The sequence below is a fragment of the Streptomyces sp. NBC_00178 genome, assembly GCF_036206005.1.
Classification (GTDB): Bacteria; Actinomycetota; Actinomycetes; order Streptomycetales; family Streptomycetaceae; genus Streptomyces.
On sequence record NZ_CP108143.1, the window covers coordinates 5,135,779 to 5,147,112 of the forward strand.

General features: G+C 71.3%; 10 protein-coding genes. 9 read left to right on the forward strand and 1 reads right to left on the reverse strand.

Features of this window, described 5'->3' with window-relative positions; translation table 11 throughout:
- Window positions 1–29 precede the first annotated feature (29 nt).
- Together OHT61_RS22665 and OHT61_RS22670 are read left to right on the forward strand one after the other, a co-directional pair.
- The gene (locus tag OHT61_RS22665; RefSeq protein ID WP_329040733.1) at window positions 30–1,283 is read left to right on the forward strand and encodes a sensor histidine kinase; all 1,254 of its coding nucleotides are present in this window, start codon (window positions 30–32) and stop codon (window positions 1,281–1,283) included.
- Window positions 1,284–1,304: 21 nt separating this feature from the next.
- Window positions 1,305–1,958 carry a response regulator transcription factor gene (locus tag OHT61_RS22670; protein WP_329040735.1) on the forward strand — a complete coding sequence of 218 codons (654 nt, stop codon included), beginning with the start codon at window positions 1,305–1,307 and terminating at the stop codon, window positions 1,956–1,958.
- 7 nt (window positions 1,959–1,965) lie between these two features.
- On the opposite strand, the gene glgX is transcribed toward OHT61_RS22670, so the two are convergent.
- A complete protein-coding gene (gene glgX, locus OHT61_RS22675) occupies window positions 1,966–4,086 on the reverse strand; it encodes a glycogen debranching protein GlgX (RefSeq protein WP_329040736.1) in 2,121 nt (706 codons plus the stop codon).
- Window positions 4,087–4,356: 270 nt separating this feature from the next.
- On the opposite strand from glgX, the gene OHT61_RS22680 reads away from it, so the two are divergent.
- The 7 genes from OHT61_RS22680 (at window position 4,357) to OHT61_RS22710 (ending at window position 11,301) form a co-directional block, all read left to right on the forward strand.
- Entirely contained in the window at window positions 4,357–5,577 is a 1,221-nt protein-coding gene (locus tag OHT61_RS22680) for a L,D-transpeptidase (protein WP_329040737.1), read from the forward strand.
- A 204-nt stretch (window positions 5,578–5,781) separates the two neighbouring features.
- Entirely contained in the window at window positions 5,782–7,029 is a 1,248-nt protein-coding gene (locus OHT61_RS22685; RefSeq protein WP_329040739.1) for a L,D-transpeptidase, read from the forward strand.
- 89 nt (window positions 7,030–7,118) lie between these two features.
- Window positions 7,119–7,886 carry an enoyl-CoA hydratase/isomerase family protein gene (locus tag OHT61_RS22690; protein ID WP_329040740.1) on the forward strand — a complete coding sequence of 256 codons (768 nt, stop codon included), beginning with the start codon at window positions 7,119–7,121 and terminating at the stop codon, window positions 7,884–7,886.
- 262 nt (window positions 7,887–8,148) lie between these two features.
- Window positions 8,149–8,652, forward strand: a complete 504-nt coding sequence (locus OHT61_RS22695) for an ATP-binding protein (protein WP_329040741.1) — start codon at window positions 8,149–8,151, stop codon at window positions 8,650–8,652.
- A gap of 378 nt (window positions 8,653–9,030) precedes the next feature.
- On the forward strand, window positions 9,031–9,834 hold the full coding sequence (locus tag OHT61_RS22700) for a polysaccharide deacetylase family protein (RefSeq protein ID WP_329040742.1): 804 nt from the start codon (window positions 9,031–9,033) through the stop codon (window positions 9,832–9,834).
- A complete protein-coding gene (locus OHT61_RS22705; protein ID WP_329040744.1) occupies window positions 9,834–11,006 on the forward strand; it encodes a YncE family protein in 1,173 nt (390 codons plus the stop codon). Before OHT61_RS22700 ends, OHT61_RS22705 begins: the two co-directional genes overlap by 1 nt.
- Before the next feature lie 79 nt (window positions 11,007–11,085).
- Complete coding sequence (locus tag OHT61_RS22710; RefSeq protein ID WP_329040746.1) at window positions 11,086–11,301, forward strand: EF-hand domain-containing protein; 216 nt, start codon at window positions 11,086–11,088, stop codon at window positions 11,299–11,301.
- Window positions 11,302–11,334: the final 33 nt, after the last annotated feature.

Consider the following 11,334-nt stretch of genomic DNA (forward strand, 5'->3'; position numbering starts at 1 on the left):
TCCAGACGGGCACGAGCCGGGGGCGGACGATGAGCGGCGGCACGACGGTCGAGCAGCGCTGGGAACAGTTCTACCGCTACGGCCCGTACACACTGCTCGGCATCGCCGTCCTGATGGCCGCGCTGTCCTCGGGCCTCGTCGGGATGTCCGGGGCGGAGAGGTCCGCGGCGGGGCTGCTCGCCGCCGCGGCCTGTGCGCTCCAGGTGTGGTGGGGCCGCGCCAGGCGGACGGCGCCCGCACGGCCGGCCGCCGCACAGGTCTACTACGCCCTGCGGACGCTGACCGCCTTCGCCCTCTGCTGGTGCAACCCGTTCTTCTCCGTCTACGCCATCGTGGGCTACTTCGACGCGGGGGAACTGCTGCCGAAACGCCTCGTGCGCGCCGGGCTGCTCTGCACCGCCGCCACCATGGCCGGTTCGCAGTCCGGAGGCGGGATGCCGCCCGCCTCGCTCACGAACTGGGCGGCCTTCGGCGCACTGTTCGTCCTGCACGCCTCGCAGGCACTCCTCTTCGGCAACCTGGGCGAGCGGGAGGCGGAGAGGACCAGGCACCAGGCCGGCACGATCGCCGAACTGGAGCGCGCCAACACCCGTCTCGCGCGGGCCATGGAGGAGAACGCCGGGCTGCACGCCCAACTTCTCGTCCAGGCCCGGGAAGCGGGGGTGTCCGACGAGCGGCGCAGGCTGGCCGCCGAGATCCACGACACCCTCGCCCAGGGCCTGGCGGGGATCATCACGCAACTCCAGGCAGCCACCTCCGCCGACGGCCCCGCCCTGGCCCGCGAGCACCTCGACCGGGCGGCGGGGCTCGCACGGCGGAGCCTCGGCGAGGCCCGTCGCTCGGTGCACGGCCTGGTGCCCGCCGCCCTGGAGCACGACGACCTGCCGGGAGCGCTGGGCAAGACGGTCGCGGACTGGTCCGAACGCAGCGGAGTGCACGCGGAGTTCACCGTCACGGGCACCGTCGAACCGCTTCACGACGAGGTCGGTGCCACCCTGCTGCGCATCGCCGAGGAGTGCCTCGCCAACACCGCCCGGCACGCCTCGGCGACCCGAGCCGGTGTCACCCTCTCGTACATGGACGGCGAGATCACCCTGGACGTACGCGACGACGGCCGCGGCTTCGACCCCGCGGAGCCGCCTCCACGCGGCGGCACGGGCGGCTTCGGCCTCGGCGGGATGAGGGCCCGCGCGGAACGCGTCGCGGGCTCCGTCACGGTGGAGGCCGAGCCCGGCCTCGGCACCGCGGTCTCCGCGAGGGTGCCGCTGGTCCGGCGCGCCTGAGGGTCAGTAGGGTCACGCGGCATGACCCCTGCCCCGGACGCCTCGCGCACCATCACCCTCGTTCTCGTCGACGACCATCCCGTCGTACGGGACGGCCTGCGCTCCGTGTTCACCTCCGCACCCGGCTTCGAGGTGCTCGGCGAGGCCGCCGACGGAGTGACCGCCGTCGGTCTGGTCCGCAGTGCGGACCCGGACGTCGTGCTGATGGACCTGCGCATGCCGGGCGGCGGGGGTGTGGCGGCCATCGCGGAGCTGACGCGCCTGGGTGTCCGGTCCCGGGTGCTCGTCCTCACCACCTACGACACGGACTCCGACACCATCCCCGCCATCGAGGCGGGCGCGACCGGTTACCTGCTCAAGGACGCGCCCCGCGACGAGCTCTTCACCGCCGTACGCGCCGCCGCCGACGGCCGCACCGTCCTGTCGCCCGCCGTCGCCTCACGCCTCGTCTCACGGGTACGCACCCCGGCGCCCGGCCACGACGCGTTGTCCGCGCGGGAGCGCGAGGTGCTCGGCCTCGTCGCCCGGGGGACGTCCAACCGGGCGATCGCGGCCGAGCTGTTCATCAGCGAGGCCACCGTGAAGACCCACCTCGCCCACGTCTTCGCCAAACTCGGTGCGAAGGACCGCGCCGCGGCGGTCGCCGTCGCCTACGAGCGCGGCATCCTCGGCTGAGTCCTCCTCACTCCGCCACCCGCAGCAGCAGCACCGACCTCCCCGGAACGGTGAGCACGGCGCCGCCGGTGTGCAGCGTCCCGGGGGCCGTGGACTGCTCCTCGCGCGAGGTGTCCAGGACCAGTTCGTAGGCCTGCGCCCACGGCGGCCCCGGGAGCCGGAAGTCGCACGGGAGGTGGCCGGCGTGCAGGACGGCCAGGAAGCTGTCGTCGGTGATCTGCCCGCCGCGGGCGTCGCGGCCCGGGATGTCGCGCCCGGACAGATAGAGACCGAGCGTCGCCGCCGGCGCGTACCAGTCGGCCGCGGTCATCTCCTCGCCCCGTGAGGTGAACCACGCCAGGTCCCGCAGTCCGTCCGGGGCCTGGGGCGTCCCGGCGAAGAAGGCGCGGCGCCGCAGCACCGGATGCCGGTGGCGCAGCGACAGCACCCGGGCCGTCAGCTCCGTCAGCTGGCGCCACTCGGGCCGCTCCAGCAGGGACCAGTCCACCCAGCTGACCTCGTTGTCCTGGCAGTAGGCGTTGTTGTTGCCGCCCTGGGTGCGCCCCATCTCGTCCCCGGCGACGAGCATGGGCACCCCGGTCGACAGGAGGAGCGTGGTCAGGAGGTTGCGCAACTGCCCGCGGCGCAGGGCGTTGACCTCGGGGTCCTCGGTCTCGCCCTCGACGCCGCCGTTCCAGGAGCGGTTGTCGTTCGTTCCGTCGCGGTTGCCCTCGCCGTTGGCCTCGTTGTGCTTCTGTTCGTAGCTGACCAGGTCGCGCAGGGTGAAACCGTCGTGCGCGGTGACGAAGTTGACGGAGGCGTACGGGCGCCTGCCTCCCCAGGCGTACAGATCGCTCGACCCGGTGAGGCGGTAGCCGATGTCCCGTACGTCGGGCAGCGCGCCACGCCAGAAGTCCCGTACGGCGTCCCGGTAGCGGTCGTTCCACTCGGTCCACAGAGGGGGGAACGCGCCCACCTGGTAGCCGCCGTTCCCGACGTCCCACGGCTCGGCGATCAGCTTGACCCGGCGGAGCACCGGGTCCTGGGCGATCACCGCGAGGAACGGGGAGAGCATGTCCACGTCGTGCATCGAGCGGGCGAGCGCCGCCGCCAGGTCGAAGCGGAAGCCGTCGACGCCCATCTCCGTCACCCAGTAGCGCAGGGAGTCGGTGATCAGGCGGAGCACCTGCGGCTGCACCACGTGCAGGGTGTTGCCGCAGCCCGTGTAGTCCGCGTAACGGCGTGCGTCCTGGGAGAGGCGGTAGTAGCCGCGGTTGTCGATGCCGCGCAGGGACAGCATGGGACCGAGCTCCCCGGCCTCCGCCGTGTGGTTGTAGACCACGTCGAGGATGACCTCGATCCCGGCGTCGTGCAGGGCGCGCACCATCTGCTTGAACTCGCCGACCTGCTGGCCGCCGGTGCCGCTCGCCGCGTAGCCGGCGTGCGGGGCGAAGTAGCCGATCGAGTTGTAGCCCCAGTAGTTGTGCAGTCCGCGCCGCAGCAGGTGGTCCTCGTGGGCGAACTGGTGCACCGGGAGCAGCTCGACGGCGGTGACCCCGAGCCGTCTGAGGTGGCCGATGGCCGCGGGGTGCGCGAGACCGGCGTAGGTGCCGCGCAGCTCGGGCGGGATACCGGGGTGCAGCTTGGTGAAGCCCCGTACGTGCAGTTCGTAGATCACCGAGTCCGCCCACGGTGTCTTCGGGCGGCGGTCCTCGGCCCAGTCGTCGTCGTCGTGGACCACGACCGCCTTGGGTACGAAGGGCGCGGAGTCCCGGTCGTCGCGCACGGTGTCGGCGACGTGCTGCTCGGGCCAGTCCCGCACATGGCCGTAGACCTCGGGCGGCAGGGTGAACGACCCGTCCACCGCGCGGGCGTACGGGTCGAGGAGCAGCTTCGCCGCGTTCCAGCGGGCTCCGGTCCAGGGGTCCCACCGTCCGTGCACCCGGTAGCCGTAGCGCTGTCCCGGCCGCACCCCGGGGACGAAGCCGTGCCAGATCTCGTGGGTCAGCTCGGTCAGGGGCAGCCGGATCTCGTGTCCCCGCTCGTCGAAGAGGCAGAGCTCGACGGCTTCGGCGCCGCCGGCCCAGAGGGCGAAGTTGGTGCCCGCCACACCGTCGGGTCCGACCCGGAAGCGTGCCCCCAACGGCATAGGGGCACCCGGCCATACGGGTGGTTCGTCCGGACCGTTCCCGGGGACCGGTCCGGTCGCCACGACCCTCCCGGAGGTACGCGGCGTTTCCTCCTGCTCGGCTGTGCTCGACACCTCTCAGCCTCCTGCGGCTCGTCGGAGCGGCCACCCGCAGAAGGAGTCCGCGGCGTCCCGGCGGCGGCCTTCCTGATGGTGTCCTCACCCCTTGTTCTGCCCACCGGGGGGCCCGCACTCACGTTTCCCCCGGACGACCCCTGTCGTTGGGGGAGCGTGAACCACGTAGCGAAGAGAGCACGGGCGGGTTCGACCGCCGTGCTGACATGGGCAGGACTGTTCACCGTGCTGGCCGTACTGACCGGCTGCAGCGGCACGTCGTCGATCTTCGGTGACGACCGCTCACCCGGGGACGCCATCCGGATCGTCCCCAAGGACGGCGCCGCGGACGTCGGCGCCGACAGCCCGCTGGAGGTGACGGTCCCCGACGGCCGCCTCGAACGGGTCAGGGTCACCCGGATCGAGGACGCGGAGCAGCAGGAGGTGCCCGGCCGGATCGCGGGCGACGGCCGCTCCTGGGCTCCCCGGGACGACGGCCACCGGCTCGGGCTCGCCGGGAAGTACAGCGTCGAGGCGGTCGCGGTCGACGGGGACGGCCACCGCTCCGCCCGCAGCACGACCTTCACCACGCTGGTCCCCAAGGACCGCTTCATCGGCTACTTCAAGCCGGAGAACCGGTCCACCGTCGGCACCGGGATGATCGTGTCCTTCGACTTCAGCCGGCAGATCACCGACCGGGCCGCCGTCGAGAGGGCCATCCGGATCACCACGGAACCCGAGGTCGAGGTGGCCGGCCACTGGTTCGGGAAGAACCGGCTCGACTTCCGCCCGGCGGGCTACTGGCAGCCCGGCACCGAGGTCACCGTCGACGTCGGCCTGCGGGACGTCGAAGGGGCTCCCGGCGTGTACGGCAGCCAGCGCAAGAAGGTGACCTTCCGGGTGGGCCGTTCCCAGACGTCCGTGGTGGACGTCGGCGAGCACACCATGGAGGTGCGCCGCGACGGCGAGCTCGTCAGCGCCGTGCCGATCACGGCGGGCGCCGAGAAGACGACCACCTACAACGGGAAGATGGTCGTCTCCGAACTGCACGACGTGACCCGGATGAACGGCGACACCGTCGGTTTCGGCGGCGAGTACGACATCAAGGACGTGCCCCACGCGATCCGTCTGACGAAGTCGGGCACCTTCCTGCACGGCAACTACTGGGAGGACCCCGACATCTTCGGCTCGGAGAACACCAGCCACGGCTGCATCGGGCTGCGTGACGTGAAGGGCGGCGGTTCCGACACCCCCGCCGGATGGTTCTTCGAGCGCACGCTCGTCGGCGACGTGGTCGAGGTCGTCAACTCCGCCGACCGGACCGTCGCACCGGACAACGGCCTCGGCGGCTGGAACCTCGACTGGGCCCGGTGGAAGGCGGGCTCCGCGCTGCGCTGACCCCGGTCCGACCTGCGAAGGTCCCGGAGAACAGCTCTCCGGGACCACCGGGCGCCGCCGCAGGGCCACTTGGGACCGAACGGTGACATCCCGGGGGACTTCTCCTTACACGCCGTGTGATTATCTGGCGTCTGGCGTGCATGAACAGCGCGCGGGGGTGCGGGCCATGGCGGGGCCAGGGCCGTGCGAGGGGAGACGACCACAATGAACGGGCAGCCGATATCGGGGGCAGGATCCGGCGCGGGCGGAGGACGGCGCGGGCGCGGGGCCCCCGTCCTCCTCCCGCTGGTACTGGGCGCGCTGCTGCTGGCCACCGCGTGCGGTGGGAACGGGAGCACCGGCACGGCCGACGGCAAGGGAGCGGGTGCCCGGGTGGACGACACCAGCGCCTCGCAGGCGGTGGTGACCATCGCGCCCAAGGACGGTGCCGACGACGTCGCGACCAGCGGTGCGCTGAAGGTCTCGGCCGCCCAGGGCAAGCTGAGCACGGTGAAGGTCGCCGGCCCCAAGGGCAAGGAGGTCGGCGGCAGGATAGCCGCCGACGGGCTGAGCTGGGTGCCGGACCGTCATCTGGCCGCCGCCACCAAGTACACGGTGCACGCGGTCGCCAAGGACGCCAAGGGCCGCCAGTCGGCGAAGGACACCACCTTCACGACGCTGGTCCCGCAGAACACCTTCATCGGCCAGTACACCCCCGAGGACGGGTCGACCGTCGGCGTCGGGATGCCGGTGTCGATCCACTTCACGCGGGGCATCACCGCCCCCGAGGCCGTCGAGAAGGCCATCAGCGTCACGGCGGAGCCGGCCGTGGCGGTCGAACCGCACTGGTTCGGCAACGACCGCCTCGACTTCCGCCCCGAGAAGTACTGGGCGGCGGGCACGAAGGTGACCGTGCGGCTCGACCTGGACGGCGTCGAGGGCCGGCCCGGGGTCTACGGCAAGCAGGCCAAGACGGTGGAGTTCACCATCGGCCGCAGCCAGGTCTCCACGGTCGACGCGCGCTCGCACCGGATGAAGGTGGTCCGGGACGGCAAGCAGATCAAGGACATCCCGATCTCCGCGGGCGCCCCGGCGACGACCACGTACAACGGGCAGATGGTCATCAGCGAGAAGCTCAAGGTGACCCGGATGAACGGCGACACCGTCGGCTTCGGCGGTGAGTACGACATCAAGGACGTCCCGCACGCGATGCGCCTGTCGACCTCGGGCACCTTCATCCACGGCAACTACTGGGGAGGGTCGGGCATCTTCGGCTCGACCAACACCAGTCACGGCTGTGTCGGGCTGCGGGACGTGCGCGGCGCGTGGGACAGCAAGACACCCGCCGCGTGGCTCTTCGACAACTCGCTGATCGGCGACGTCGTGATCGTGAAGAACTCCAAGGACAAGGTGATCCAGCCGGACAACGGCCTCAACGGCTGGAACATGGACTGGGCGGAGTGGACCGGGTAAGTCCCCCGCGCGGCGGATGCGAAGCGGGCCCGGTGCTGTGACCAACGGCACCGGGTCCGCTCGCGTTAGCGACGGTTAACCTGCTTCCCATGACCGTAACCCTTGAAGTGAGCGACAACGTCGGCACGATCCGGCTGGACCGCCCGCCGATGAACGCCCTGGACGTGGCCGTCCAGGACCGGCTGCGCGAGCTCGCGGAGGAGGCGGCCCGGCGCGACGACGTGCGGGCCGTCATCCTCTACGGCGGCGAGAAGGTGTTCGCCGCCGGAGCGGACATCAAGGAGATGCAGGCGATGGACCACGCGGCCATGGTCGTGCGCTCCAGGGCCCTGCAGGAGTCCTTCACCGCCGTGGCGCGCATCCCCAAGCCCGTCGTCGCCGCGGTCACCGGCTACGCCCTGGGCGGCGGCTGCGAGCTCGCGCTCTGCGCCGACTTCCGGATCGCCGCGGACAACGCCAAGCTCGGCCAGCCGGAGATCCTGCTCGGGCTGATCCCCGGCGCCGGCGGTACGCAGCGACTGGCCCGGCTGGTGGGGCCCTCGCGGGCCAAGGACCTGATCTTCACCGGCCGTCAGGTGAGGGCCGAGGAGGCCCTGGCGATCGGTCTGGTGGACCGGGTGGTGCCCGCGGCCGAGGTCTACGAGCAGGCCAGGGCCTGGGCCGCCCGGCTGGCCCAGGGGCCCGCGCTGGCGCTGCGGGCCGCGAAGGAGTCCGTGGACGCGGGGCTGGAGACGGACATCGACACCGGCCTCACGATCGAGCGGAACTGGTTCGCCGGTCTGTTCGCCACGGAGGACCGGGAGCGGGGCATGCGCAGCTTCGTCGAGGAGGGGCCGGGCAAGGCCAAGTTCCTCTGACCGAAAGTCAGTTGCGTACAGAGTGACGTGCGTTCATCCGTGTGGGCGGATTAGCTGGACCTTAAGAGAGCCTTAAGGTCCAGCGCTCCGGACGCCCGTGCAATTACCCCGCTCTCCCGCGTCCGCCCAGGTGGAAGTGGCTGCGGAGGCGTCCGTACTGCCTCTGGCATATGCCGGAGAACCAACCCGGAATGACTGGTTCCGGGAAAGGGATTCCGTCGGAACGGTCACGGAGAGCGTTCTGTGCGGCCATGATGGGGGCATGGCGGGCTGGGAGGGTGTGGAGCAGCCGCGACCGCGCAGCAGTGCGACCGCGGCGCGCTGGACGGCTGCCGTCGATGACGAACAGGCGTTCAAGGCGCTGGAGTTGTTCGGGAATCCGACGGACGGTGAGGTGGTGCTGCCCTCCCGTCCGGAGTCCGCCGCGACCGCCCGGCGCATCACGTCGTGCGTGATGCAGCGTCAGTGGCAGCTTCCGCCGCAGACCGTCGAACACGGTGTGCTACTGGTCTCCGAGCTGGTGGGCAACGCGGTACGGCATACCGGTGCGCGGGTTTTCGGGTTACGCATGCTCCGCCGCCGCGGCTGGGTCCGGATCGAGGTGCGCGACCCGTCGCGCGGCCTGCCGTGCCTGATGCCCGTCCGTGAGATGGACGTGAGCGGGCGGGGGCTCTTCCTCGTGGACAAGCTCTCGGACCGCTGGGGTGTGGACCTCCTGCCGCGCGGGAAGACCACCTGGTTCGAGATGCGCACCGTCGACCGCTGACACGCAGAAACCCCCGGGGCGGCCGGGGTGCGGCACGTCGGGGGCTTCTGAGGGGGCCGTGGAATGGGGGGTGTGTCCACGGCCGCTCGCGGGACCTGGCTCGGGTCGGAGGAGGTCGTCCGTCCGACTATGGCAGACGGGCGACCCCGGGGCCAAAGAGGCAAAAAGGGCATTACGGCATAGAAGTGTATGTTTCGCTTCTGAATCACAGGTGTGTTCGGTCACTCGCCTGGTTTTCTTCACACTTTCGTCGCCTTCGGTGCGTGATTCATCGATGACCTTCTGAAAGCGTCCAGCCGAACAATCCGTCGGTTCCGCCTTAACGTGTGGGTGTCTCGGGAAGATCAGCACCCGAACCGACCCGCGAGGTGGACGGCCATGGACGGTCGCAGGACACCGGTGCCCCGCCGCGACGCGCTGCGCGCCGCCTCCGCGGCACTCCTGGCGGGTACCACCGCCGCGGGATGTGCGCGGGAGACCCCCTCGCGGCCGGCCGCCACCTCGGACGGGCCCCGCGCCCGCCCGGCGGACAAGGCGCACGGCGCCGTGCGCCCGGCCGCCGCCCCGCGCCGCTTCCCCGGGCAGCCGGCCGAGATTGCCCACGGCCCCCGCGACCGCCCGCGCGTCGCCCTCACCTTCCACGGCCAGGGCGACCCCGTCCTCGCCCGCGCCGTCCTCGCCGAGGCCGAGCGGGCCGGGGCCCGGGTCACGGTCCTGGCCGTCGGCAGCTGGCTCGACGAGCACCCCGGCATGGCGCGGCGGATCCTCGACGGCGGCCACGACCTCGGCAACCACACCCAGAGCCACCTCGACATCAACGCGATGGACGAGACCAGGGCCTACGCCGAGATCACCGGCTGCGCGCAGCGCCTGCGCAGGCTCACCGGCTCCATCGGCACCTGGTTCAGGCCCTCTCGCGCGCAGTGGGCGACCCCCCTGGTGCGGGACCTCGCCCGCCGGGCGGGATACCCGCACGTCCTGTCCTACGACGTGGACTCCCTCGACTTCACCTCGCCCGGAGTCCCGGCCGTCACCCGCAAGGTCGCCGGGGAACTCCGCAACGGTTCCGTGGTGAGCCTGCACTTCGGCTACCGCGACACCATCGCCGCCCTGCCCCTCCTCCTCACCGAAATCGACCGGCGCCAACTGCGCGCGGTGACGACCACGGAGCTGTTGACCTGATGCCTCCCTCCCCGCGTACCATCGCCGCCGCGGCCCTGCTGGTCGCCGCACTCGCCGCCTGCGCAGCCCCCTCCGACCATGCCCGGTCCGCCGCCCCGCGCACCGAGGCCGCCGCGCCGCCCGACAGGGCGGCGGCGCCTCCGGGGCTGCCCGGGATGCCGCCGGTGCTCGACCCCGCGGACGTCTACGCGGCGGACCGGCCCGGGAAGCTCGCAGCGGCCGTCAAGGACTTCCCGTCCCGGGTGTACGTGCCCAACACGAACTCCAACACGGTCTCGGTGATCGACCCGGCGACGTACAAGGTGATCGAGACGATCCCCGTCGGCAACCAGCCCCAGCACGTCGTGCCGTCCTGGGACCTCAAGACGCTCTGGGTGAACAACGATCTGGGTGACAGCCTCACCGCCATCGACCCCGCGACCGGGAAGACCGGGAGGACGCTCGACGTCTCGGACCCGTACAACCTCTACTTCACGCCGAACGGCAAGTACGCCGTGGTCATGGCGTCCATGGACCGCGAACTGGTCTTCCGCGACCCGCACACGATGAAGACGGCCAAGGCGCTGCCGGTCGACTGCGCGGGCGTCAACCACGCGGACTTCTCGGCGGACGGGCGGTACTTCATCGTCTCCTGCGAGTTCTCCGGGGACCTCCTCAAGGTCGACACGGAGAAGATGAAGATCGTCGGACAGCAGAAGCTGCCCCGGCAGGGGGCCATGCCGCAGGACGTGAAGCTCTCCCCGGACGGGAAGACCTTCTACATCGCCGACATGATGTCGCACGGCATGTGGGTGCTCGACGGCAGGACGTTCGCCGTCCCGAAGCTGCTGCCGACGGGCAGGGGAGCCCACGGGCTCTACGTCAGCCGCGACTCGCGGGAGATGTACATCACCAACCGCGGCGAGGGCTCCGTCTCGGTCTTCGACTTCGCGAAGAACGAGCTCACCAAGAAGTGGCACCTGCCCGGCGGGGGCAGCCCCGACATGGGCGGCGTCTCCGCGGACGGCAAGGTGCTCTGGCTCTCCGGACGCTACGACGCCGAGGTGTACGCCATCGACACCGCGAGCGGGAAGGAACTGGCCAGGATCCCGGTCGGCAGCGGGCCGCACGGACTGGCCGTCTACCCGCAGCCCGGCCGCTACTCGCTCGGCCACACCGGGGTCTTCCGCTGACGGCCGCCCCCGGGACGGCCCGCCCCCGCTGCCGGATAATCTGAACTCCGTCAGCAACGCTTAACGAAGGGGCGGAACAGTGGCGGACATCGAGTCGGCACGCACGGCATTCGAGCGCTTCGACCAGAACAGCGACGGCAGCATCACGGCCGCCGAGTACAAGAGCGCCATGGCGCAGCTCGGTGACCCCTACGTCACCGAGACCGTGGCCCAGGCCGTCATCAACGCGCACGACACCAACGGTGACGGCGAGCTCACGTTCGACGAGTTCTGGGCCTCGCAGAACAAGGCCTGACCGCACCGGACCGGCGGCTGCCGGTCCGGTGCG